General features: G+C 33.7%; 26 protein-coding genes. 17 read left to right on the top strand and 9 right to left on the bottom strand.

The genetic code is table 11. The features are described from left to right. Positions 1 to 98: 98 nt before the first annotated feature. The 3 genes from OZP10_RS18155 to corA form a co-directional block, all read right to left on the bottom strand. On the bottom strand, positions 99 to 1,283 hold the full coding sequence (locus OZP10_RS18155) for an acetate/propionate family kinase (protein ID WP_281632125.1): 1,185 nt from the start codon (positions 1,281 to 1,283) through the stop codon (positions 99 to 101). A gap of 162 nt (positions 1,284 to 1,445) precedes the next feature. Then, positions 1,446 to 3,539 (bottom strand): phosphate acetyltransferase, encoded by a 2,094-nt coding sequence (pta, locus tag OZP10_RS18150; protein ID WP_281632124.1) that lies wholly within the window; start codon positions 3,537 to 3,539, stop codon positions 1,446 to 1,448. Between the two features lie 67 nt (positions 3,540 to 3,606). After that, entirely contained in the window at positions 3,607 to 4,680 is a 1,074-nt protein-coding gene (gene corA / locus OZP10_RS18145) for a magnesium/cobalt transporter CorA (protein ID WP_281632123.1), read from the bottom strand. A 183-nt stretch (positions 4,681 to 4,863) separates the two neighbouring features. On the opposite strand from corA, the gene OZP10_RS18140 reads away from it, so the two are divergent. Then, on the top strand, positions 4,864 to 5,466 hold the full coding sequence (locus OZP10_RS18140) for a hypothetical protein (RefSeq protein ID WP_281632122.1): 603 nt from the start codon (positions 4,864 to 4,866) through the stop codon (positions 5,464 to 5,466). Positions 5,467 to 5,597: 131 nt separating this feature from the next. Here OZP10_RS18140 and dnaK read toward each other — a convergent pair whose 3' ends face one another. Continuing rightward, a complete protein-coding gene (gene dnaK, locus OZP10_RS18135) occupies positions 5,598 to 7,481 on the bottom strand; it encodes a molecular chaperone DnaK (protein WP_177210065.1) in 1,884 nt (627 codons plus the stop codon). A gap of 283 nt (positions 7,482 to 7,764) precedes the next feature. Between dnaK and OZP10_RS18130 the strand changes: the two genes are divergently transcribed. From OZP10_RS18130 to OZP10_RS18105, 6 genes are all read left to right on the top strand, one after another. Then, on the top strand, positions 7,765 to 8,151 hold the full coding sequence (locus tag OZP10_RS18130) for an RDD family protein (protein ID WP_281632121.1): 387 nt from the start codon (positions 7,765 to 7,767) through the stop codon (positions 8,149 to 8,151). 25 nt (positions 8,152 to 8,176) lie between these two features. Beyond that, positions 8,177 to 9,454: a Na+/H+ antiporter gene (locus OZP10_RS18125; protein ID WP_281632120.1), complete on the top strand. Its 1,278-nt coding sequence runs from the start codon at positions 8,177 to 8,179 to the stop codon at positions 9,452 to 9,454. A 44-nt stretch (positions 9,455 to 9,498) separates the two neighbouring features. Further along, positions 9,499 to 9,966 carry a hypothetical protein gene (locus OZP10_RS18120; RefSeq protein ID WP_281632119.1) on the top strand — a complete coding sequence of 156 codons (468 nt, stop codon included), beginning with the start codon at positions 9,499 to 9,501 and terminating at the stop codon, positions 9,964 to 9,966. A 54-nt stretch (positions 9,967 to 10,020) separates the two neighbouring features. Beyond that, positions 10,021 to 10,482 carry an SRPBCC family protein gene (locus OZP10_RS18115; RefSeq protein WP_281632118.1) on the top strand — a complete coding sequence of 154 codons (462 nt, stop codon included), beginning with the start codon at positions 10,021 to 10,023 and terminating at the stop codon, positions 10,480 to 10,482. 74 nt (positions 10,483 to 10,556) lie between these two features. Next, positions 10,557 to 11,030: a DUF1203 domain-containing protein gene (locus tag OZP10_RS18110; protein WP_281632117.1), complete on the top strand. Its 474-nt coding sequence runs from the start codon at positions 10,557 to 10,559 to the stop codon at positions 11,028 to 11,030. A 116-nt stretch (positions 11,031 to 11,146) separates the two neighbouring features. After that, positions 11,147 to 11,584 (top strand): acyl-CoA thioesterase, encoded by a 438-nt coding sequence (locus tag OZP10_RS18105; protein WP_281632116.1) that lies wholly within the window; start codon positions 11,147 to 11,149, stop codon positions 11,582 to 11,584. A gap of 93 nt (positions 11,585 to 11,677) precedes the next feature. Here OZP10_RS18105 and OZP10_RS18100 read toward each other — a convergent pair whose 3' ends face one another. Further along, entirely contained in the window at positions 11,678 to 12,370 is a 693-nt protein-coding gene (locus OZP10_RS18100; RefSeq protein ID WP_281632115.1) for a hypothetical protein, read from the bottom strand. A gap of 281 nt (positions 12,371 to 12,651) precedes the next feature. Here OZP10_RS18100 and OZP10_RS18095 point away from each other — a divergent pair, with 281 nt between their 5' ends. The 6 genes from OZP10_RS18095 to OZP10_RS18070 all read left to right on the top strand — a co-directional run bounded on the left by OZP10_RS18095 (position 12,652) and on the right by OZP10_RS18070 (position 17,872). Beyond that, positions 12,652 to 13,641 carry an alpha/beta fold hydrolase gene (locus OZP10_RS18095; RefSeq protein WP_281632114.1) on the top strand — a complete coding sequence of 330 codons (990 nt, stop codon included), beginning with the start codon at positions 12,652 to 12,654 and terminating at the stop codon, positions 13,639 to 13,641. 153 nt (positions 13,642 to 13,794) lie between these two features. After that, positions 13,795 to 14,184: a DUF1398 domain-containing protein gene (locus OZP10_RS18090; RefSeq protein WP_281632113.1), complete on the top strand. Its 390-nt coding sequence runs from the start codon at positions 13,795 to 13,797 to the stop codon at positions 14,182 to 14,184. 14 nt (positions 14,185 to 14,198) lie between these two features. Next, positions 14,199 to 15,056, top strand: coding sequence for a ThuA domain-containing protein (locus OZP10_RS18085; RefSeq protein ID WP_281632112.1), 858 nt, complete (start codon positions 14,199 to 14,201; stop codon positions 15,054 to 15,056). 3 nt (positions 15,057 to 15,059) lie between these two features. Beyond that, positions 15,060 to 15,905 (top strand): sulfurtransferase, encoded by an 846-nt coding sequence (locus OZP10_RS18080; RefSeq protein WP_281632111.1) that lies wholly within the window; start codon positions 15,060 to 15,062, stop codon positions 15,903 to 15,905. A gap of 101 nt (positions 15,906 to 16,006) precedes the next feature. After that, positions 16,007 to 17,248, top strand: a complete 1,242-nt coding sequence (locus OZP10_RS18075; protein WP_281632110.1) for an ATP-binding cassette domain-containing protein — start codon at positions 16,007 to 16,009, stop codon at positions 17,246 to 17,248. Beyond that, positions 17,249 to 17,872, top strand: a complete 624-nt coding sequence (locus OZP10_RS18070) for a hypothetical protein (RefSeq protein WP_281632109.1) — start codon at positions 17,249 to 17,251, stop codon at positions 17,870 to 17,872. Positions 17,873 to 18,070: 198 nt separating this feature from the next. On the opposite strand, the gene OZP10_RS18065 is transcribed toward OZP10_RS18070, so the two are convergent. Together OZP10_RS18065 and OZP10_RS18060 are read right to left on the bottom strand one after the other, a co-directional pair. Beyond that, positions 18,071 to 19,114, bottom strand: a complete 1,044-nt coding sequence (locus OZP10_RS18065) for an RluA family pseudouridine synthase (protein ID WP_281634773.1) — start codon at positions 19,112 to 19,114, stop codon at positions 18,071 to 18,073. After that, positions 19,104 to 19,724, bottom strand: a complete 621-nt coding sequence (locus OZP10_RS18060) for a PASTA domain-containing protein (RefSeq protein ID WP_281632108.1) — start codon at positions 19,722 to 19,724, stop codon at positions 19,104 to 19,106. Before OZP10_RS18060 ends, OZP10_RS18065 begins: the two co-directional genes overlap by 11 nt. 318 nt (positions 19,725 to 20,042) lie before the next feature. On the opposite strand from OZP10_RS18060, the gene OZP10_RS18055 reads away from it, so the two are divergent. From OZP10_RS18055 to OZP10_RS18040, 4 genes are all read left to right on the top strand, one after another. Next, positions 20,043 to 21,014 (top strand): D-alanine--D-alanine ligase, encoded by a 972-nt coding sequence (locus tag OZP10_RS18055; protein WP_281632107.1) that lies wholly within the window; start codon positions 20,043 to 20,045, stop codon positions 21,012 to 21,014. A 169-nt stretch (positions 21,015 to 21,183) separates the two neighbouring features. After that, complete coding sequence (locus tag OZP10_RS18050) at positions 21,184 to 21,876, top strand: DUF421 domain-containing protein (protein WP_281632106.1); 693 nt, start codon at positions 21,184 to 21,186, stop codon at positions 21,874 to 21,876. Positions 21,877 to 21,963: 87 nt separating this feature from the next. Continuing rightward, complete coding sequence (gene coaD, locus OZP10_RS18045; protein ID WP_281632105.1) at positions 21,964 to 22,422, top strand: pantetheine-phosphate adenylyltransferase; 459 nt, start codon at positions 21,964 to 21,966, stop codon at positions 22,420 to 22,422. A 74-nt stretch (positions 22,423 to 22,496) separates the two neighbouring features. Further along, complete coding sequence (locus OZP10_RS18040; RefSeq protein ID WP_281632104.1) at positions 22,497 to 23,075, top strand: PhnA domain-containing protein; 579 nt, start codon at positions 22,497 to 22,499, stop codon at positions 23,073 to 23,075. Between the two features lie 317 nt (positions 23,076 to 23,392). Here OZP10_RS18040 and OZP10_RS18035 read toward each other — a convergent pair whose 3' ends face one another. Beyond that, positions 23,393 to 23,836: a hypothetical protein gene (locus OZP10_RS18035; protein ID WP_109192792.1), complete on the bottom strand. Its 444-nt coding sequence runs from the start codon at positions 23,834 to 23,836 to the stop codon at positions 23,393 to 23,395. Between the two features lie 220 nt (positions 23,837 to 24,056). Beyond that, the gene (locus OZP10_RS18030; RefSeq protein WP_281632103.1) at positions 24,057 to 25,421 is read right to left on the bottom strand and encodes a DEAD/DEAH box helicase; all 1,365 of its coding nucleotides are present in this window, start codon (positions 25,419 to 25,421) and stop codon (positions 24,057 to 24,059) included. Between the last annotated feature and the right edge of the window lie 8 nt (positions 25,422 to 25,429).

The following is a 25,429-nucleotide window of genomic DNA, read 5'->3' as shown; positions in this document are numbered from 1 at the left end:
TATTTTTTAAATTCAAAGATACTGACAAAAAACTTAAACTGAAAGCATAAAAAAGGCTCCTTAAGAAAGAAGCCTTTAACTACAGTGGTGTAAATATTCTAATTTTCAAGCAATTGAAATACCTGATTTGCAATTTCATATTCTTCATCAGTCGGAACTACCAAAACTTTTACTTTAGACTTCTCTGAATTGATTTCTCGCAATTCTTTAGAACGAATTTGATTCTTTTCTGTATTAATTTCAATTCCGAAATAATCCATGTCTGTACAAATCAAATTACGCATATACGATGAGTTTTCTCCAATTCCTGCAGTAAAAACAATTCCATCTAATCCGTTTAGGGCTGCGACATAAGCTCCTATTGTTTTTCTAATTCTATAAGCATTCATCTGTAATGCTAAGAGACATTCTTTATTTCCTTTTTCGGCTTCAGCTTCAATGTCACGCAAATCACTATAACCAGTAAGGCCAAGCATACCGCTTTGTTTCAATAAAACAGCATTTACCTCATCTGGAGTATAACCTAAATTTTTAATCATATAAAAAACAACAGACTGGTCAATATCTCCAGCGCGGGTTCCCATAATTAAGCCATTTGAAGGAGAAAATCCCATTGAAGTATCAATACACTTTCCATCTTTAACTGCGGCCATACTACAGCCATTTCCTAAGTGTATTGTAATTATTTTAGAATTATCTTTTAAGTATTTAATTGCCTTTTCAGAAACATATTTATGACTCGTTCCATGAAAACCATAAACACGAACTTTATTTTCTTTCAAAAGGTAATTCGGAATTGCATATTTATATGCTACTTCTTGCATAGTTTGATGAAATGCAGTATCAAAAACAGCAATTTGTTCTGCCGAACTGAAAATTTCTTCTGCCACATTAATTCCTTCTAAATTGGCTGGATTGTGCAAAGGCGCCAATTCAAAAAGCTGTTTGATTTTTTCTTTAACTTTTTCATCAATTTTTACTGTTGCGCTAAAATCGCTTCCACCATGCACCACACGATGACCAACAGCAGCAATCTCTGAAGTAGATTTAATTACTCCTTTTTCAGGGTCTAAAAGCATATTAGCCACTTTCTGCAAACCTATTTTGTGATTGGGAATTGGAAGTGTTTCTTCTCGTGAAGCAACAGCTGTTTTAAAAGTAATATTTGAAGTTTCTAAACCAATTCTGTCAATCATTCCAGAACATATTACTTCGTTTTCTGGCATTACCATTAATTGGTATTTAATTGAAGAACTCCCTGAATTTATAATTAATATTTTCATTTTTTTTAAGGTACTAAGATGCTAAGTTTCTAAGGTGCTGAGTTTTCTTAAAAGACTCAAAACTTTTTGTTTTATATTTTTTATATCTCGATTTAAAATTGAAATAAAAGCAAATTTTTAAGGCAAAGTAATTCATAATCACCATTAACAATTCACAATTATTTACATTCCTTGAGCCTGAATGGCTGTAATAACCACTGTGTTGATTATATCATCAACAGTACATCCTCGGCTTAGATCATTTACTGGCTTATTTAAACCTTGAAGCATTGGACCAATTGCCAAAGCTCCTGTCTCTCTCTGAACGGCTTTGTAAGTATTATTTCCTGTATTTAAATCTGGAAAAATTAATACGCTGGCCTGTCCTGCTACTTCTGAATCTGGCATTTTGCTTTTTCCAACGCTTAAATCAACCGCAGCATCATACTGAATTGGGCCTTCAATTTTTAAGTCAGGTCTTTTTTCTTTTACAATTGCCGTTGCTGTTCTTACTTTGTCTACCTCATCTCCTTTTCCTGACGATCCAGAAGAATAAGAAAGCATGGCTATTTTTGGTTCAATTCCGAATGCCAGACTTGATTCTGCTGACGAAATCGCAATTTCTGCCAATTGTTCTGCTGTTGGGTTTGGATTAATAGCGCAATCTCCAAAAACAGAAACTCGATCTTCTAAACACATAAAAAACACTGAAGAAACAACAGATGAATTAGGTTTGGTTTTAATGAATTGTAGTGCTGGTAAAATTGTATGCTGTGTGGTATGAGCGGCTCCAGAAACCATTCCGTCTGCATGGCCTTTATAGACCATCATGGTTCCGAAATACGAAACATCTTCCATTAAATCTCTTGCCATTGTAATACTTACGTTTTTAGCTTTTCTAAGCTCATAGTACGTATTAGCATAATCCTCATACATTTCAGACTCGATCGGATTGATAATATTTACTTTAGAAAAATCAAATGTAAGTCCAAGTTCTGCGACTTTACTTTCGATTTGTTTTTTATCTCCAATGATTGAAATATCCACTACATCCATATCCAACAATCTTGACGCTGCTGTAATAATTCTGTCATCATTTCCTTCTGGCAACACAATATGTTTTCTATGCTTTTTGGCTCTTTTAACCATGTTATACTGAAACATTTTTGGCGTCATACCTTCCGGCTGAAAAGTAATCACTCTTTGCGATAAAGCTTCAATTTCGACGTATTTTTCAAAAGTATTAATTGAGGTTTCAATCTTGTGTGTATTGTTGGCGTAAATCTCCGATTTTATAGAACCTATTTTATTTGTAATATGGTAAGTTCCTCCATCTACAGCAATAATCGGAACAATAGCCGAAAGCCCTTCAATAAGCTTTAAAATACTTTCCTCTGGAACAATATTTCCTGTCAGGATAATTCCTGAAATCGTCGGATAATTTGCTGATTCATTAGCTTGTAAAGCTCCTAAAATAATATCAGAACGGTCTCCAGGTGTAATTACCAAAGCATTGTTATGCAAATGCACCAAATAATTATGAAGTTGCATTGCTCCAACACTGTAATGTCCGATTTCGTTATTCAGATAATTTTCTCCAAACAAAACTTTGGCATTCAATTCGTTTACAATTTCCTGCATGGTCGGATTATTCAAACTTGAAATAAGCGGAATTGTATTTATCAAAACATTGGATGGCAAACTTTTCTGCAAGCTTTTTGTCACCAATTCAATATTTTCAGGTTGTACTTTATTAGCAAAAACAGATAAAACTTCAACCTCTTTTACTTTGAAAGAATCGTAAACCAAATACAGACTATCTAAAAGTTCTTCTAAAGTCTTACCAACTCCTGAACCTACAATTATGGTTGGAATTCCGAGATTTTTGGCAATCAAAACATTCAAATCTAATTCGATAGAAGTTCCTTCTCCCGTAAAGCTTGTTCCTTCAACCAAAACAAAATCAAAACGTTCTTCTAGTTTTTTATACTTCTCAATAATTAAATCTAGAACCTCTCCTATTTTCCCTTTGTTCTTTTTCTTAATTAATCTGCTTTTGGTAATAGCATAAGCATCTTCAAACGCAATATCAAGGTTAAAATACGACAAAACAGTCTCGATATGATTATCTACTTCACCATCCACAAAATCTTCGATTATAGGTCTAAAATACCCTACTTTGGCCGTTTTACCAATTAAGATGCTCATCAAACCGAGCGTAATAATTGATTTTCCACTATTATGGTCGCTAGTGGCAATATATATTGCTTTACTCATAATTATTTATATTTATTCTAAATAACAAAATTACATAAATCCTAATTCCTCACGACTGTAACAAACATTAAAACCAGCGTCTTTTTTTGAAATAGATAATTAGGGCTATTACCAGCAGAAACATAATACCCATGACCACAAAATAGCCGTTCTGGGTTTTAAGTTCTGGCATGTTTTCAAAGTTCATTCCGTATACTCCAACAATAAAAGTAAGCGGAATAAATATCGCCGAAATGATAGTCAGCGTTTTCATGATTTCATTCATTTTTCGGCTTTGTTCCGAGAAATAAAAGTTTGAGGCACTTTCTAATGCGCTCATATCCGATTCTATTTGTTCTAAAAGTTCCAGACTTTTTTGATGAAGCCTGATAAAGAAATTAAATGTTTCTTTCTGGATTAAACCGTTTGATTCATCATCATCTTTAATTGTTTTTAGATAATATAAGGAATCTCTAAGCGGCACAATGGAACGTTTTAAAAAATTAAAATTATCCCGATGGTTTTCAATTTTTTCAAGAATAACAGGATGTGCTCCTTTTTTAGCCTGATTAATTAATTCTTCAATTTTATCTTCTTCATCTTCAATAGTAATGTAGAAGTTTTCCATTATAGCATCAAGCAATAAATAAAGGAGATAATCTACTTTTTTAGTTCTAACAATTCCTGCGTGTGTGCGAAGACGCTCTCTGATATGCGTAAAAAAATCGCTTCGTTTTTCCTGAAAAGAGATTAGAAGTCCATCTTTCAAAATAAAACTGATTTGTTCAACACTAAGATTGTCTGAATACTCAGAAGGTAAAAGTGATTTTATGTTGAAGAATAAAACGTTTTGCTGTTCTTCTAACTTAGTCCTTTTAGTCGTATTTAATATATCGGCTAAAAGAAAATCATCAAGTTTAAAATGAGCACCAATCGTTTTAATAAGATCAATGTCATTTAAGCCATGAATATTTAACCAATTGTTTTTAGTATAATCAAAACAAGAATTTAGAGCCAAGACGGTAAACTTATCGTATTCAATAACATCGGCATCATCGTATACAAAAAGCTGCATTTCGGTCTCATGCTCTTTATGTGAGCCTGTATACTCTAAAGTAATGTGTTGCAGCTTGCGTCCTTTCTTGTATTTGATCTTTCTCATTCATGAAAATTTACAATAGTAATATTACGAAAAAGATTCCGAACAGGAAATGACAATTATCAGTTTGATAAGAAACATTTAACAAAAATAAAAAACCTGAAAAAGTAATCTTTTTACTACTTTTATATTAAACTAGACCCGACAGGTTTTAAAAACCTGTCGGGTTTCTTGACGATATTAAACATGCAAAAAACTGAAAATCTAGAACCCGGAAAATATTATCATATTTATAATCGTGGCATTAACGGAGAAAACCTATTCAAAGAAAATAGAAATCATGAATATTTTCTAATGCTTTATACTAAACATATTGATCCAATTGCAGAAACACTAGCTTGGTGTTTATTAAAAAATCATTTTCATTTATTAGTAAGAATTAAAACTTTTGAAGAAATCTTAGAGAGTCAAAAGGAATTTGAAATAAAAAAAGTAATTCCTGCATATCAGTCTTTCGGAAATTTGTTTAACGCTTATACAAAAGCAATCAATAAAGGCTACAATAGACATGGTTCTCTATTTGAAAGGCCTTTTAAAAGAAAATTAATTAACAATCAATCCTATTTGCGTTCTGTTATAAAATACATTCATTACAATCCAGTAAACCATGGTTTTTGTGAACATCCAATAGAATATCCATGGAGCTCTTATTTAACTTGTATCTCCGAAAAACAAACTAAACTAAAACGTGAAAAAGTGATTTCATTATTTGAAAATCTTGAAAATTTAAAATCTTCTCACAATAAAAAAGAAAATTTCTCTTCATTGGAAGAATTTCTGAATTTATAATGCATAGCAAACCCGACAGGTTTTTAAAACCTGTCGGGTTTAACCATTAACTTTAAACAAAAAAACCGAGCCATTTCTGACTCGGTTTTTATATTCAATTGTAAAGACGCAATACGTCTTTATGGAGTAAATTATTTTACTTCTTCGAATTCAACGTCTTCAACGTTATCTCCAGAAGACTGCTCTTGTTGTGGAGCAGCTTGTTGTCCTTCACCTCCTTGAGCGTACATTGCTTCTGTAGCTGTTTTCCAAGCTGCATTTACATTGTCTAATCCTTTTTGGATTGCATCAAGATCTTGAGATTGGTGAGCCATTCTCAATTCAGTTAAAGCATATTCGATAGCTGTTTTTTGATCGTCTGTCAATTTATCTCCTAACTCTTTCAATTGAGATTCAGTTTGGAAGATAGTACTATCAGCTTCGTTCAATTTCTCAGCTCTTTCTTTTGCAATTCTGTCAGCATCAGCGTTAGCTTCAGCATCTTTTTTCATTTTTTCGATTTCTTCAGCTGTTAATCCAGAAGAAGCTTCGATACGGATATCGTGAGATTTTCCTGTTCCTTTGTCAGTTGCAGAAACTTTGATGATACCATTAGCATCGATATCGAAAGTTACTTCGATTTGAGGAACTCCTCTTGGTGCTGGTGGAATACCGTCTAAGTGGAAACGACCGATAGTTTTGTTATCAGCAGCCATTGCTCTTTCTCCTTGTAATACGTGGATTTCAACAGATGGTTGAGAATCTGCAGCAGTAGAGAATACTTGAGATTTTTTAGTTGGGATAGTTGTGTTAGACTCGATTAATTTAGTCAATACACCACCCATAGTTTCGATACCTAAAGAAAGAGGCGTTACGTCAAGTAACAATACATCTTTTACATCTCCAGATAAAACTCCACCTTGAATAGCAGCTCCAATAGCAACAACCTCATCAGGGTTAACACCTTTAGATGCTTTTTTACCGAAGAATTTTTCAACTTCGTCAGCGATTCTTGGCATACGAGTAGAACCTCCAACAAGGATTACTTCGTCGATATCAGATGTAGATAAACCTGCATCTTTTAATGCTTTAGCAACTGGCTCCATAGAACGTTTTACTAAAGAATCAGATAATTGCTCAAATTTAGCTCTAGTTAATTTTTTCACTAAGTGTTTTGGTCCAGAAGCAGTAGCAGTTACGTATGGTAAGTTGATTTCTGTTTCAGCAGAAGATGATAATTCAATCTTAGCTTTCTCAGCAGCTTCTTTCAAACGCTGTAATGACATTGGATCTAAACGTAAATCAATTCCTTCTTCAGTTTTGAATTCGTCAGCTAACCAGTCAATAATAACTTGGTCAAAATCATCACCACCTAAGTGAGTATCACCATTTGTAGATAATACTTCAAATACACCGTCTCCTAATTCAAGAACAGAGATATCAAAAGTACCTCCACCTAAATCGTAAACAGCAATTTTTTGATCAGTTCCTTTTTTATCTAATCCGTAAGCAAGTGCAGCAGCAGTTGGCTCGTTGATGATACGCATAACTTTAAGACCAGCGATTTCACCAGCTTCTTTAGTAGCTTGACGTTGCGCATCGTTAAAGTAAGCAGGAACAGTAATAACTGCTTCAGTAACTGTTTGACCTAAATAGTCTTCAGCAGTTTTTTTCATTTTTTGAAGTGTCATTGCAGACAATTCTTGTGGAGTGTATAAACGTCCATCAATATCCACACGTGGAGTATTGTTGTCACCTTTTACAACACTGTAAGGAACTCTTTTTGCTTCTTCTGTAGTTTCAGCAAAAGTGTGTCCCATAAAACGTTTAATAGAAGCAATCGTTTTTGTAGGGTTAGTTACTGCTTGTCTTTTTGCAGGATCACCTACTTTAATTTCTCCACCTTCAACAAAAGCGATGATAGATGGTGTAGTTCTTTTTCCTTCTGCGTTAGGGATAACAACTGCTTCGTTACCTTCCATTACAGAAACACAAGAGTTCGTCGTACCTAAGTCAATTCCGATTATTTTACCCATTTTTTATATATTTAATTTTTGATTTTATTTTAATAACTCAGGTGGCATAAGTCAATCTTTGTGCCAATATAAAAAACCAAATAAAATTGTCAGTTTTGCGTCAGTGCCAAAAAAATCATCTGACAACATGACATTTTACATACCTGACAGATATGGCAGACTCCTTTTTAGGTGTCATTATTAGAACATTAAATAAGATAAAATATATTTTCCATTCGGGTTGATCAAAAATTTTTATCGTTCCTGCATAAAAGAGAATTAATTATATTCGTTAAAAAAATCAATGAAAGAAAAATACCCTTTTTTATTAGAAAGAATACAATCTATTTTAATTGATTCAGTATTAATAATCGCTTGCATGATCATTTTTTCGGATGTTTTATCTAATTTTAAAGATGTTCCTGATTGGCTAAGAGCTGTTTTATTGATAGCTTTATTTATGTATGAACCTATTGCAACAACTTTTGGAGGAACAATTGGAAACAATATTAAAAGCATTAGAATTAGAAAAAAATCAGACGAAACAAAATCAATAAATATTTTACAGGCAATAATTCGATATTCATTCAAATTATTATTAGGATGGCTTTCTTTTATATCTATTTTTTCGAGTTCAAAGAAAAGAGCAATTCATGACATTATCAGCGGAACTGTAGTGATAAAAATCTAAAAACTAAATTTAGCACATCAGCATAATGGAAAACTACACCATAATCATTTTCATATTAGCCATTGTTATCGGTATTTCTGCTTTTGCCGATAAAGCCAAACTTCCCTATCCGATTCTGCTTGTAATTGTTGGCGTTGCCATCGGATTTATTCCAACGATCAATGAAATCGAAATCAATCCTGAAATCATTTTCCTTATTTTTCTTCCTCCGCTCTTGTATGATGCTTCTTTTAACATTTCGCCTAAACACTTCAAAACTAATATAGGTACAATTAGTTCACTAGCAATACCATTAGTTTTTTTCACTACTTTTTGGATTGCAGTCGTTTCTCATTATATGATTCCCGGCATGACATGGCCTTTATCATTTGTGCTTGGAGCTGTACTATCAGCTACCGATGCTGTCGCTGCCATAAACATTACAAAAGGACTTGGAATACCTCAAAAAACTTTAACTATACTTGAAGGCGAAAGCTTAATAAACGATGCCTCTGCTTTGGTTGCCTATCATTTTGCAGTTGCTGCCGTTATGGGTGCTACTTTTGTAATCTGGAAAGCCGCTTTTCAATTTGTTTTTTTATTGGGAGGAGGTTTTTTGGTTGGTGCGGTAATGGGGAAAGTATTAGGAATTATACTAAGGACGGTTAGAAACAATACTAATGTCGTTGTGAGTTTTATGCTTTTAATGCCTTTTGTCACCTACCTTGTTGCCGAGCATTTACACGTTTCTGGAGTTATAGCAGTTGTTTTCTTAGGTTTGGCAATGGCGCGTTTAAGCAGCAAAGTTTTTCCAGAGCACTTAAAAAACAGCTCTAAAAGTCTTTGGGACGTTATTATCTTTTTACTCAACGGATTAATTTTTATCTTAATCGGACTAAATTTCAGATACGTTTTAGAAGATATAGAAAATGACATGATTTTGCCTTATATTGGATATGCAGTGATAATAACAATTGTAGCATTGCTAACGAGAATGGTCAGAATATTTCTTCAAAAAATAAACCTTCAGAAAGCTTTTAGAAATAATGACAAGAAAAAGCGAAAAGTAAGCGAAAATGCTCTTCTCGACTTCGGAAACAGCTTAATTATAAGCTGGTCTGGAATGCGCGGTATTGTTTCGCTGGCCATTGCAATTGGATTGCCAAAATTTTTAGAAGACGGAACGCCATTTCCGCTTAGAAATGCTATTATTTTCATTTCTATTGCAGTTGTACTTCTTACTTTAATTGGCCAAGGATTAACACTCCCATGGATTGTCAAAAAAATAAACGAGATAGAAGAAAAAAGAAAGCTTAAAAATTAAACTCAAAATATATCTAACCAACCAATCTAAACCAAAAACAAACCATGGAACAAGAATTAAAAAGCAATTTTGATGAATTTGAAAAACCAGAAATAATAAGACGTAAACTTCTGCCTTGGTGGATAAAAGTTTTCTGCTGGATTTTTATGTTTATGGCTATATGTGCAATAGGTTCTCTTATTACAAATCTTTTTGTTCCTAATGTAAATTTATCTCTCTACGGATTCTCAACCGATACCGCTTATTCTGGAACTGGAATTTTTATAATTTCTATCATGGTTTTAAAAGGATTTGCAGCATATTCGCTTTGGTTTGAAAAGCCCAATGCCATTATGATTGCCAAAATAGATGCCATTGTTGGAATTGCAATATGCATTGCTTCTCTTTTTATACTCCCTTTTAGTGCAGGAAAAGATCATTTTTCTTTTAGACTAGAAATTCTACTATTAATTCCATATTTCATGAAAATAAATAAAATTGAATACGAATGGGACAATCTTGAAAGTATTTAAAAATAGACGTAATTTTATAACCGTGAATTTTTGTTTAATTTAAAGCTAAAAAAAATGACTTCAGAGATTCTTTCGACAACCCCAGATTCAGAAATTGTTACCATACGTATTTTGAATTTCCCTCAAGAACTTATTTTTAAAGCCTGGAGTCATCCAGAACACTTAAAAAATTGGTGGGGCCCAGAAGGTTTTACCAATACATTTCATGAATTTGATTTTCGCGAAGGCGGAACATGGAAATTTACCATGCATGGCCCAGAAAGAGGAAATTTTGAAAACGAATGCGAATTCATAAAAATTGACAAACCTAATCTTATTGCATGGAAACGTCATTCGAAACCGCTTTTTCAAATTCTAACAACTTTTGAAACTGTTGCTGAAAACCAGACTAAAGTAGTTTTCAAAATGCTTTTTGAAACCGAAGCAGAATGCCAGAAGCTTAAACAATATGTAGTTGACAAAAACGAAGAGAATTTTGATAAGCTGGAAGTTGAATTGGATAAAATGACATTATAATACATCACTTAAAAACATAGCAAGATTTGGATTTTTTTTCTTCCTATCAAATATGATTTTTGCTTAAAAAAATTATGGAAGCAAATTTTAAAATCAAGTCTTTAAATCATACAGAATTTTCAGGCTACTTCAAATTAACAGATCTAGAACTAGAAAAAATCGGCGCAATCAGAATGACAGTCGATAAATCCCCAGGTTTTCCTTGCAGAATTAGCTTAGAAGATGCTCAAATAGACGAAGAAGTCATTCTATTGCCATACAAACATCATCAAACAGCCTCACCTTATCAAGCAAGCGGACCAATTTTTATACGAAAGAAAGCCACTACACGTACATTCGAAACAAACCAGATTCCGCTTATGTTTAATCATAGATTACTTTCGCTGCGTAGTTATGATAAAAATGGCATAATGAAAGAAGCGTCTGTAGTTGAAGGAAATACTCTCAAGGAAAGCATTATTAAAACTTTTGAAAACGAAAAAATAGATTACATCCATATTCACAATGCAAGACCTGGCTGCTATAATTGTTTAGTAGAAAGAGTATAATTAAAAATGTTTTTTACATCCACGGAAATAAAAAAATATGCACGCATAGTAATTTTATAATTTTCTTTTATTTTTTATTCGTAATTTCGATTTCTCATTAAAATTACAATTATAAAATGGCTTCATTTGTAAAAGAAATATCTTTCCGCTGGTCAGATCTTGACCCTAATTTTCACGTTCGTCATAGTGCTTATTACGATTTTGGTGCACAGCATCGTATCGAAATCTTAGAAGAACTAGGTTTAACTTTAAAAGTAATGCAGACACAAGGTTTTGGACCTGTTTTGTTTAGAGAAGAATGTGTTTTCAGAAAAGAATTAAAACTTTCAGACAAAATATTCATTCATACTAAAACCTCAAAAATGAAAGCTGATGCTTCACGCTGGTCTATCATTCACGAATTTAGAAGAGAAGATGATACACTTTGCGCAACGATTACGGTTGATGGCGCATGGATGGATACCAAACTTAGAAAATTAGCTTCTCCTACTCCAGAAATTGCAATTCAAGCTTTGAGCATTTTCCCGAAAAGCGAAGATTTTGTTGGGCTATAAACCAGAAAATCTTAATCTTATAAAAATCCCAAAAACAATTGCTGATATTGTCTTTGGGATTTTTTTCTTAATCAAACTTTATTTTTAATTTCATTATTCAAACTTTAACCCAAAATTTACTCTTTCAAAAGTGGTACTGCAGGAAAAGGCAAATCGTCCGACATTCACGGTTCCGAAAATCCCACCAAATGAATGTCCGGAATAAAACCCTCCCGCTGAAAATCGGCGAACCTGATATTTTAAAGCGATATCATTTACTCTCGAACTCAGCTGTCCAAAAGCAATCACATTTGGAATAATTTCATAACTTCCAAAAACTTTGGGAACAAGTTTCTTATAATAATCAAAACTTTCGTCGGTATCATAATCAATTATTGACGAATGTAAATTTTCTAAGTTTCCACCAATATAGGTATTTTCAGAAAAATGCCATGAGATGCTAAAACCTGTAAAAGTTCCCTCGTAACCACTTCTAGAATCGACATATCCTATGCCAATTGTAGCTCTAAATTTATCGCAAATCTTTCCGATATAACCCACATAGGTACGATCGATTTCGGACTTGTCAATTCCAGCGCCAAAAATGATGTCGTCTTCACACATTGTAAGAGCGTACTGAAAATAAGCTGAATATTGATCTTGATTTGCAGAGACAACGCTCCGACCTTTGTCAAGATCTATATTGGCAGAAATTAAGGTTGAGTTTATAACGGCGAAATCAAAAGTATTGAGTTCTTGGGCAAATGTGGGGACTGTGAGCAGGAGTAAAAGTATAGTTTTTTTCATAATACTATCATTTAAGGCTTACAACATTCTTACACTAAATTACGTCCTATTTTCCTATTAATAAAAGAAGTCCTTTGAAGTGCTCCATTATCCGTTAAAATACATTATTTTCATAATCAGCATCATTTAATCGATAAAATTTCAACAAAACATCGATTATTGGCATTAAAAACAAGAAAATCATTTCAAACTCTTTTTTTCTGATAACTTTAAGATTTTAAGCTTTGTTTTAAAAGTGGTTCGGTTTAACTTTATAAATCATAAAAACAATGCCTTCTAAAATGAAAATCCTAAGACTATTATTTGTACTTATTCCCTTCTTAAGTTTTGCCCAACAAGGAAATATAAAAGCATTAGATATTAATTTAAGTAATTACGAATATCCATTTCCTGTTCATTTTATTGAGCTGAGCAGTCAGCGACAGTATCTAAAAATGAGTTATATGGATATTATTCCCGAAAACTATAACCAGAAAAATATCGTTTTACTGCACGGAAAAAACTTCAATGGCGCTTATTGGGAAACTACAATTAAAGCACTAACAAAAGAAGGTTATCGCGTAATTGTTCCAGACCAAATTGGTTTTGGAAAATCGACAAAACCAGATCATTTTCAATACACTTTTCAGCAGCTGGCAGAAAACACCAAAAAACTTTTAGATCATTTAGGAATTAGCAAGACGACTGTATTAGGACATTCTATGGGCGGAATGCTGGCAACGCGCTTTGCTTTGATGTATCCCGAAACTACAGAAAAACTGGTTCTAGAAAATCCGATTGGTCTAGAAGACTGGAAATTGGTTGTTCCGTACAAACCTGTTGATTGGTGGTACGAATCGGAATTGAAACAGAATTACGAAGGCATTAAGCAATACCAAATGGCAAATTATTATGACGGAAAATGGAATGCCGATTATCAAAAATGGGCTGAACTTGGCGCAGGCTGGACCACAGCACCAGATTATGATCTTGTGGCTTGGAATTCGGCTCTTTTGTACGATATGATTTTTACACAGCCTGTGTTGTATGAATTTAAAAACATTAAATGCCCAACATTATTGATTATCGGAACAAGAGATAAAACGGCTTTAGGCAAACCATTGGTTTCTGAAGAAGTGAGAAAAACAATGGGAAATTATGCCGAGCTGGGTAAAAGAACTCAAAAAGAAATTCCGAACTCAAAATTGGTAGAAATTCCAAATACGGGACATTTGCCACATATCGAATCTTTTGATTCATTTATAAAAGCATTAATCGTATTTTTGAAATAGTTTATTAGCCACGAATTTTGCGCTAATTATTTTTTTTGCCACAGATTAAAAAGATTAGCACAGATTAAATCATTTTAATCCCTTAATCTGTGGCAAAAAGTTTAATTCGTGGCAAAATCTAAAATCTAAAATCAACAATCTAAAATTAAAAATATGTTTACAATAGAACAAATAAAAGAAGCCCATTCAAAAGTAAAAACGGGCGCAGATTTCCCAAATTATATTCAAGATTTAATAATTCTGGGTGTGAAAGGATATGACACTTTTGTACATGACGGAAGCGTTGTTTATTACGGATTAAACAATTACACAGCAGCTGCAGAAGAAAAATATCCTGAAATAAAAGTAGCCGATTTTCCTAACAAAGAACTTTTTATAGAAAACTTGGTAAAACATCAGCACGGCGAAACCGATTATATGACTTTCTGTAAGCACTGTGCACAAGCAGGAATTGCAAAATGGAGAGTTGATATAGTGGAAATGACTTGCACATATTTTGACAAATCTGAGAATGAAATTTTAATCGAAAAAATTCCAGTATAATTCCTTAACCATTTATGACTATTTTTAACCAAAACCACCAAACCTATTTAAAAAAAAGCCTTTTATTAATTCTTTTCCTTGTTTCATTTTTTGGCTTTTCGCAAAACAAAAAAGAAAATACTAAATTTAAAGTCATTGCTTTTTATACCGCAAAAAACGATCAGGCACATATCAGTTTTGTACATGAAGCCAATAAATACTTTCCAAAGCTAGCAGAAGAGAATCATTTTCAATATGATTCAACTAGCAATTGGGATAATCTAAATGCGAAGTTCTTGTCTAAATATCAAATTGTTTTGTTTTTAGACACAAGACCTGAGAAAAAGGAACGGCGTGAAGCTTTTCAAAAATATATGGAAAATGGCGGCGGTTTCATCGGATTTCACTTTTCGGCATTTGCTTTAAATAATTCGAGCTATAATCAAGATTGGAACTGGTATCATAATACTTTTTTAGGTTCTGGAGAATATGGAAGCAATACTTGGAAACCTACTTCTGCAGTTTTAAGAGTAGAAAATCAGCATCCTGTGACTAAAAATCTGCCTAAAACCTTCTCTTCGGCTCCAAACGAATGGTATAGATGGTCGAATGATTTGACTAAAAATCCTGATATTGAAATTTTATTAGCAATAGACGAATCAAGTTTCCCTTTAGGAACTGGTCCAAAAGCACATGAAATCTGGCACAGCGGTTATTATCCTGTTGTTTGGACCAATAAAAAATACAAAATGCTGTATGTAAATATGGGGCATAATGATATTGATTATGAAGGAGGAACAAACAAGACTTTATCCTATACTTTTGAAAACAAAACACAAAGTCAATTAATCCTTAATGCCTTGCTTTGGCTTGGCAATTCAAAGAAAAAATAAAAAATGTCAACTACTCTTTCCCCTATCATTACGGCTCAAGAATTAATTGCTAATTCTAAAATCATTTTAGTTGATGCTCGAGCTGGCTCAAATACTTTTGAAAATTATCAAAAAGAACATTTGAAAGGCGCTCGTTTTGTAGATTTAAATCGTGATCTGGCTGCGATTCCAGAAAATCCAGCAAATGGAGGAAGACATCCTTTGCCATCTCCAGAAGATTTTTCTAAAGTACTTTCTTCATTAGGAATTTCACCGTCCGATCATGTTGCTGTTTATGATGATAAAAACGGTTCTAATTTCGCTGCTCGTTTCTGGTGGATGATGCGCGCCATTGGACATGAAAAAATTCAGGTTTTAAATGGCGGTTATCAAGCAGCAATTCAAGCAGGTTTTCCTACCATTTCTGGAATTGAGACTTTTGAAAAAACAATTTATCCTTCTCAAGAATGGAAATTGCTTTTAGCCGATATTGAACAAGTCGAAAAAGCCCGTAAAAACGATCAAAATATTGTAATCGATGTTCGTGATAAAAATAGATTTGATGGCTTGGTAGAACCACTGGATTTAGTTGCAGGACATATTCCTGGAGCTATTAATATTCCACTAACAGAAAATCTTGATGAAAACGGATTCTTTAAACCGGCAGATGAATTGGCTGAAAAGTACAAAGCCATTTTAAAAGATAAAAAACCAGAAAATACAATCGTACATTGCGGTTCTGGCGTTACGGCCTGCCATACTTTATTGGCGATGGATTACGCTGGACTTCCAATTCCTAAATTATATACTGGTTCTTGGAGTGAATGGTCAAGAAACGACCGCGAAATGGCAACACAAAAAACAGAATAAAATATATTTTTTTGCCACAGATTAAAAAGATTCGAATGATTAATCTTCTCTAATCCTTATAATCTGTGGCTAAAAAAAAAATAATACAAATAAAAATTACAATGCAACACTGGGATATACTTTTATCAAATCAGGTAAATAAAAAGAAATTAATAGAAAATATATTAAACGGCGAAGCAACAGAAGAACTAGCCATTTTTAACAATCAAAAAGGAATACTGTTTTCTGATATTGCCATCGAGAAATTCATTGAAAAAGAGTTTCAATATGACAGCGTTGAAGCTTCTCCAGATTCGCACAGACAACTTCGAACTTTTTCTTCTGGCGAACGAAAAAAAGAGTTTTTAAAATACTGTATCAATCAGAAACCGGATTACATTATTTTCGATAATCCTTTTGACCATTTGGATCAGGCTTCACGAGTTGTTTTAGCCAATTCGTTAAAAGATCTAACCCATGATATTGCCATTATTCAGCTTCTAAATCGTACCGTAGATGTGCTTGAATTTGTACCAAACAAAGCTCAAATTAAAGACAATACATTCGAATTGCATCCATTTAAAAAAGCCGAAAATCATTTCAAAACATTAAATACAACTGCAATTCCAAAAGCAACAGAAACTCATACTTTTCCAGAAGACGAATTAATAAGACTTGAAAATGTTTCGGTTAGTTATGACGAAAGAAAGATTCTCAACAATATTTCTTGGACAATAAAACAAGGCGAATTCTGGCAGTTAGTCGGTCCAAATGGTTCTGGAAAAAGTACTATTTTATCTTTGATTACAGGAGACAATCCGAAAGGTTTTGGACAAAATTTGTTTTTATTTGGAAGAAAAAAAGGAACTGGAGAAAGTGTTTGGGATATTAAAAAACAAATCGGGATTTACGCTACTTCCATGATGGATCTGTTTCAGAAAGGCCATACGGTTGAACAGATGATATTATCGGGATTCTTTGACCAAATCGGATTGTATACAGAACCAACCACACATCAAAAAAATATCGTAACGCAATGGCTTGAAGTAATCGAAATGACACATTTGCGCAAAAAACGTTTTATTGATCTTTCTATTGGCCAGCAATGCGTTGCATTAATCGTTCGTGCCGTTTTAAAACATCCGCCATTATTGATTTTAGACGAACCTGTAGAAGGTTTAGACGACGAAAACGCAGATTTGGTAATTCAGCTTATCAACACAATAAAACAAGAAACCAATGTTTCCATACTCTATGTTTCGCACCGAATCGAACAAGGCCTTGCCCCTACTTCTGTTTTTGAACTTTTGCCATCTGAAACAGGTTCAATCGGAAAAATAAAACATCACTCAGAATCAAATTAAATGAAAATAAAATTTGCAGTATTTCTACTGTTACCATTCATGTTGATTTCTTGTTCTAGCACCATTTCAACAGTAAAAAAAGAATATACTTTTAATACATCAAAAGAATTAAAATCAGATTGGACAATCGATTCTAAAGAATGGGTTTTAAAAAATGATACCCTTACAGGAAACGGTTCTCTTTCGCCTTGGGGAGTTTTGGTTTCAAAGAAACAGCTTCCGGAGAATTATGAAATTGATTTTAAAGTCAATATGACCAACGCATCTTTATTTGAAATTATGCTCAATTTGGATAAAGGAAAATACATTAGAACATACTTATATCAAATTGATCAAAACCTAGTAATTGGCGATGGAGTTTATGATAAAAATGACGATTCGTATGGCAAACGTGGTGGTCCAACCCTATTCAAAAAACCAATGAAGTTGGAAAACAACAAATGGTATGTTATAAAAATTAGAGTTCAAAACAGCCAATTATACTTTTCTGTAGACAACCAGACTTCATTAGAATGTTCCCTTGAAAAAAGCAATTTAAATCAAAAAGGGAAATTAGGTTTCATAAGCAACGGAGAAGTCGAAATAACGGATTTAGCAATTAAATCTCTACAACAATTAAATTAACACAAGCATATCTGTAGAGGCGCACTGCAGTGCGTCTCAGCAACGAATATCTACAATACGTTAGACGTACTGCAGTGCGCCTCTACAGAATATTGGAACGATAATAAAATTATGCTAAAACAAAAAAAAGCTCCCAAAAAGGAGCTTTTTTTATTTAGTATAAGAATTATCTAATTTTCAAATTGACAAATTATCTAATTAATTCTCTTCTTCCGTATTATGCGACTTCACATAAACACGCCATTTCTCGATACAATCTTGAAAATCCTGAGGCAATTCTGTATCAAAACGCATTAATTCTCCCGTATTCGGATGAACAAATCCAAGTGTTTTAGCATGTAACGCCTGACGTGGCAAAGCTTTAAAACAATTTTCTATAAACTGTTTATATTTCGTAAAAGTCGTTCCTTTCAAAATCAAATGACCACCGTAACGCTCATCATTAAATAACGGATGTCCGATATGCTTCATATGCGCACGAATCTGATGTGTTCTTCCTGTTTCCAATTTACAAGAAATAAGAGTCACATAACCAAAACGCTCCAAAACTTTATAATGCGTAATAGCAGGTTTTCCAATTTCTGGATCATCAAATACGGCCATCTGCATTCTGTCTTTTAAATGTCTAGCCAGATTTCCTTCAATTGTACCGCTCTCAGCCACAACATTCCCCCAAACCAGAGCAATATACTCACGTTCGGTAGTTTTAGCTTCAAACTGCTTTGCTAAATGCGTCATAGCGGCTTCTGTTTTAGCCACAACCAAAAGACCAGAAGTGTCCTTGTCAATTCTATGAACCAAACCTGGACGCTCACTGCTATTCATTGGCAGATTATCAAAATGATGCGCCAAAGCATTTACCAAAGTTCCAGTATAATTTCCGTGACCAGGATGTACAACCATTCTAGGCTCTTTATTAATCAATAAAAGAGCATCATCTTCATAAACAATATTCAGCGGAATATCTTCAGGAAGAATATGATTTTCAAACGGAGGATGCGACAACATAACCGTTATCACATCAAAAGGTTTTACTTTGTAATTTGATTTTACTGGAATCTCATTCACAAAAATGTTTCCATTAGTTGCCGCATTCTGAATTTTATTTCTCGTGGCATTCGGAATCAAATACATTAAATATTTGTCAATACGTAAAAACGCCTGACCTTTTGGTACTTCAAATCTGTAGTGCTCAAATAATTCGTCTTCCAGATCTAAATTTTCTTCAATATTATTGTTCATCATTTGGGGTTTCTGCAGGCACCGCAGTACTATCTGTTGCCTGACTTTCATCAACATAACTTGCTTTTCCGTCTCCTAAAACCAAATCAATTTTAGAAGCTTTAAGCACTCTATCTCCTACTTTTAAGTTTCTTCCTTTTAAACGCATTTCCAAAACCATGTCTTTTCCAAGATTCGGAATATACGTAATCGTTCCTGGCTCAAGACCTAATGCTTTCAACGTTGGTACAGCCTCACGATATGTTTTCTCGATTAAATCAGGAATTTTCACAGAAGAAAAACCAGAAGCATTAATCTTGATATAAATTTTTCTACCCACTTTTACCATTGTCCCAGGCAACGGATCTTGCTCCACAACACTATATTTTGGGTATTCACTTCTGTAATCAACACTATCCAAAAGAACGTAATCTAAATCAAGTTCGTCCAATTTGTTTTCCACTTGTTCCTCAGTTAGTTTTGACAAATTCGGAACAGCAATTTCATGTCCATGATCTGTTGTAAAAGTTAACCAATGCATAAATAAATAACCAATAACCGCAATTATAGCTGCGGCCGCAAGCAATTGCAAGAAAAAAACTCGGCTTGTTAAATACTGACGTAAACTCATAAATTTATTTTTAATAGCGACAAAGATAAAGTATTTCGTTTCAAAAAAAATGATAATTTTGTTTAAAACAAGAAAGTGCCATGATGGTCATCCCGAGCAAAGCCGAAGGATAATTTTCAGGAGCTGCTTCCTGCTATCCGCTGTATCTTTTGCGCCGAACACCGGCACAAAAGGATGCCGCTCCTATCAGGACTAGGGCACTCTATTTCATAAGAACGTTATTTATTAAAAAATCATATAAAATAAAGTTTCAAAACAGATTTAAACGATTTACCGCAAACCTGAAACTTGAAACAAATTAAAACCTGAAACAAAAACATGAAAAACATTGCCATCATCATGGGCGGCTATTCCAGCGAATACAAAATATCATTAATCAGCGGGAATGTCGTGTATCAATATCTTGACAAAACAAAATACAACAGATTCCGCATTCACATTTTCAAAGAAAAATGGGTTTATGTAGACCAAAACGATGCCGAATTCCCAATCGATAAAAATGACTTTTCTGTAACAGTAAACGGCGAGAAAATTACTTTTGACTGTGTTTTCAACGCCATTCACGGAACTCCGGGCGAAGACGGATTAATGCAAGCTTACTTTGAATTAATCGGCATGCCACAATCTTCTTGCGATTATTACCAATCGGCATTAACATTCAATAAAAGAGATTTATTATCTGTTTTAAAGCCATACGGAATCAAAACAGCAGTTTCTTATTATCTAAACAAAGGAGACGAAATCAATACAGCCGAAATCGTTAAAAAAGTTGGATTGCCATGTTTCGTAAAACCAAACAAAGCAGGTTCAAGTTTCGGAATCTCAAAAGTAAAAACCGAAGCTGAACTTCCAATTGCGATTGAAGTGGCTTACAAAGAAGACAATGAAATCATCATAGAAAGTTTCCTTGATGGAACAGAAGTTTCTGTTGGTGTAATTAACTATCAGGGAGAAATTAAAGTATTGCCAATTACAGAAATTGTATCAGACAATGATTTCTTCGATTACGAAGCAAAATACGAAGGGAAATCACAGGAAATCACGCCAGCAAGAATCTCTGACGAATTGACTAAAAAAGTAAGCGAAACAGCAAAACGCGCTTACGAAGTTTTAAAAATGAAAGGTTTCTCAAGAAGCGAATTCATTATCGTAAACGACGAACCACACATGCTGGAAATGAACACTATTCCAGGTTTAACAACCGAAAGTTTAATTCCGCAGCAAGCAAAAGCAGCCGGAATTTCACTAGAAGATTTGTTCACAAATGCAATTGAGTTAGCTTTAAAATAGATGCTAAGATACTGAGGTGCTAAGATTCTAAGATTTTAGCACCTTGTTTTTTACATTCTCAGGCTGAACGAAATCGAAGCCTTTTAGCTTTGAGCATTTGTCACTCTGTGCCTTTGAACCTAAAAAAATTTAATCCCTTAGAATCTAAGAACCTTAGCACCTTAAGAAAATGAAAGAAATCTTCGAATGGAATAGACTTTTTTTTAATGAATTGCCAGAAGTTTTCCTTTTGGAAGTAATATTTCGTTCGACAGTAATGTTCACTATTTTATTGCTAACATTAAAATTGGCTGGTAAACGAGGTGTAAAACAATTATCAATTTTTGAAACCGTAATCATTATTGCATTAGGCTCTGCTGCTGGCGATCCTATGTTTTATGAAGATGTCGGAATCATTCCGGCAGCAATTGTCTTTTTGGTCATTATTATCTTGTACCGTTCTGTGACATGGCTTACTGGAAAAAGCAAAAAATTCGAAGAGTTTATAGAAGGTAAAACCGAATGTTTAATTAATGATGGAAAATTTTCTATATCGAGTTTTAAAAAAGAAACTTTAGCACAAGATGAATTTTTCTCAGAACTTCGTGTAAAATCAATCGAACATTTAGGACAAGTAAAACATGCTTTTATAGAACCAAGCGGAGAAATAAGCGTATTTTTTTATCCCGACGAAAAAGTAAAATACGGATTGCCTATTTTACCTTCTTTATTTAACTCTAAGAGCAAATTAATTCCAACCAACGGAATCTATGCTTGTTCTTTCTGCGGACATACACAAGAGTTGCCAAAAGGAACTGCAAACTGCGAAATCTGCCACAAAGACGAATGGGTAAAAGCAATCAATTCAAAAAGAATCACTTAAACAAATTCTAAAAAAAAAAATAAGATTCATCATAATCATAATCAAGCTTAGAATCTTAGCATCTCAGAACCTTAGAACCTTAAAAAAATGCGAAAAGCCATATTCCCAGGATCATTTGACCCAATTACATTAGGACACGAAGACATTATCAAAAGAGCCATTCCTTTATTTGACGAAATTATAATTGCTATTGGCGTAAATGCCGAAAAAAAATACATGTTTTCTTTAGAAGAAAGAAAACGCTTTATTGAAGAAACCTTCAAAGACGAACCAAAAGTTTCTGTGATTACTTATGAAGGATTAACGATTGATCTCGCTAAAAAAGAAAAAGCCAATTTCATCTTAAGAGGCCTGCGTAACCCAGCCGATTTCGAATTTGAAAAAGCCATTGCACACACCAACAGAAAACTTTCGAAAATAGAAACCGTTTTCTTACTGACAGCTGCAAGTACCTCATTTATCAGTTCGAGCATTGTTCGCGATGTATTGCGTCATGGTGGCGAATATGAAATGCTGGTTCCGAGTGCAGTTAGGGTCAAGAAATAAAAACAACAAAACACAAAACTTGCCAGCGAAGCAAATTATAAGTAATTTCGCATTTTAAAAACAAATATCAAATAATGAGTATCGAGAGAGAATTAAGCAAACGAAGCGGATCTAAATGTGAACTTTGCGGAAATGAAGAAAATTTAAAAGTTTATCAAGTTTTGCCAACTAGAAAAGGTGGAATTGATGAAGCTATATTTGCCTGTAACACTTGTATTGACCAAATCGAAAATCCAGACAATGTTGATTTAAATCACTGGAGATGCCTTAACGACAGTATGTGGAACGAAAATATTCCAGTACAAGTTGTGGCTTGGAGAATGTTAAGCCGTATGCGTTCAGCAGGGTGGCCACAAGAATTGCTTGATATGATGTATTTAGATGAAGACACTCTAGAATGGGCAAAAGCAACAGGAGAAGGCGAAGATGACGAAAATAAATTAGTTCACCGTGACAGTAACGGCGTAGTACTACAACACGGAGATTCGGTTGTTTTAATCAAAGATCTTAAAGTTAAAGGTTCGAGCATGGTTGCCAAACAAGGAACTGCTGTTAGAAACATCCGTTTAGATCACGAAAACGCTGAATATATTGAAGGAAAAGTAGACGGACAGCAGATTGTGATTATTACACAATACGTGAAGAAGATTTAAAAAAGGTGCTGAGGTTTTGAGATGCTAAGATTCTAAGCTTTTTTAGAATACTAATAATTTAACCGCAAAGCACACAATCCCGATAGCTATCGGGAACGCAAAGTTCGCAAAGTTTTATGCACAAAGCTTTGCGAACTTTGTGCTTTTATAAAGCCTTAAATTAGAAAAAAACTTTGCTCCCGATAGCTATCAGGATTGCGGTAAAATCAAAAACAAGGTATATCAACCTGAAACTTGAAACCTGAAACTTGAAACAAAAAAAAAGCCCGTTCATAAAACTGAACGGGCTTTTTAAATATATTGTTTCTAACGAAAAATTATTTCTGGAATAATTTATTGATTTGGTCTTTTACGAATGGCTCAGAAACATTGTTTGTTGCTGCGTCTCTTTCTTTACCAGAAACCATAAATTGAACTGTAGCTTTGTCTGGAACTACATTTCCTGTGTAGTGCAACCAAATGTAGTTGTTAGGTAACTCTAATTTGATATCGTACAACGGAGAAGCTGTAAATCCGCCCATGATAATGTTGTATAAAGAATTATAAGCATTATCTATGTTTTTAAATGAAAATTTTCTCAAAGTCGAATCGTCATCACTTTGAACGATAGTGTAATACACAGTGTATTCGTCACCAATTTTCTGAATGTAGTTGTTATTTACTTTTCCTAATTTTTCTACAGGAACTGTTTCTAGAACCTTAACCTGTGCAAACGAAATAAAAGTAAAAAACAATGCGGCAAGAGTAATAATCTTTTTCATATAGTATTTGGGGTTACAATTTTACGAACACAAAAAAACATAGAAATATTGAAAAAACACCTATCAATTCGTTATTTTTTTAACATAAAATTGCAAAACTTAGCCACATACTTCTAAACTATTGAAATACAATAAAATAAACAACAAAAATTAAAATTACAAATTCCAATCTTCATATCTATATCTTGCTTCTCGAATCCTTCCTCTTAATTATCTAAAATCAATATTTCCCTTTCTTCTCCTCCTCTACTTTTTTGATAACATTACGGGCAACTTCGATTTTAAACTTCTTGCCTTTCATTTTTTCATCTTTGATATTTTTCAGAAGTTCTTTTACTTTATTGTATTTAACTGCGGCAAACGAAACAAAATCTTTTACTTCAATTAAACCTAAATCGTCTTTTTCTAATTTTCCTTTTTGAGAAAAGAATCCTACGATATCAAATTTATTCAACTTGGTTTTCTTTCCGCCGCTGATGTAAATAGTCTGAAATTGAGGCGGATTCGGAAGCGAAACTTTTCCTTCAACATCCAAAACCTTCATTTCATAATCTATATAATCCAATTGCTTTTCACTTTCGTGAATGATAATATATGCCGTTCCTGTTGCTTGCATACGCGCCGTACGACCGTTTCTATGCGTAAACTCGTCTTCTTTTAACGGAAGATGATAATGAATAACATGTTTCATTTCTGGAATATCCAAACCTCTGGCAGCCAAATCGGTTGTAACCAAATATGTTACGCTTCCGTTTCTAAACTGAATCAGCGCACGCTCACGTTCTTCTTGATCCATTCCGCCATGATAATAAACTGAATAGATTCCTTTTTCGTTTAAAGTGTCACTAATACGTTCTGCAGCATCTCTGTGATTACAAAAGATAATAGCCGATTCTGATTTCAACGAACAAATCAAATTGAACAAACTCTGCAGTTTATCTTTTGATGGCGAAATCACCATTTTCATCGAAAGATTGGCTTTTTCTTCTTCCTCTGGAATAAAATCTAAAACCGTCGGGTTTACCACTCGTGTATATTTCGGAATCTCGATATCTGAAGTTGCTGAAACTAAAACTCTTTTATTGACTTTTGGTAATCTCCCAATGATAAAAGACATTTGCTCGTGAAACCCTAATTGAAGTGATTTATCAAACTCGTCTAAAATTAAAGTTTGAATTTTATCCGTTCTAAAAGTATCTCTGTCAATATGATCTGCAATTCTTCCAGGCGTTCCAATTAAAACCGCTGGCGGATTGCTTAAATTTTTTATTTCAGTATCAATTGAATGTCCGCCGTAACAAATATTTACTTTGTACTGCGTTCCCATTTTTTTCCAAACCTGTTCAATTTGAAGCCCCAATTCGCGTGACGGAACCAAAATCAAACATTGAACAGAAAGAATTTCAGGCTGTAACAATTCTAAAATAGGAAGCAAAAACGCTAACGTTTTTCCAGATCCTGTTGGAGAAAGTAATAAAACGTTGTTTTCGTTTAAAATAGCATCGTGTGCCATTTCCTGCATTTCGTTCAGGCTTTCAATCCCTAAATTCGAAAGTATATTGTTGGAATGGTGTTTTTTATTCATTCTGCAAA

Origin of the sequence: Flavobacterium luteolum (genome assembly GCF_027111275.1) — a bacterium.
Taxonomy (GTDB): Bacteria; Bacteroidota; Bacteroidia; order Flavobacteriales; family Flavobacteriaceae; genus Flavobacterium; species Flavobacterium luteolum.
This window is presented reverse-complemented; position numbering and strand designations above follow the sequence as displayed.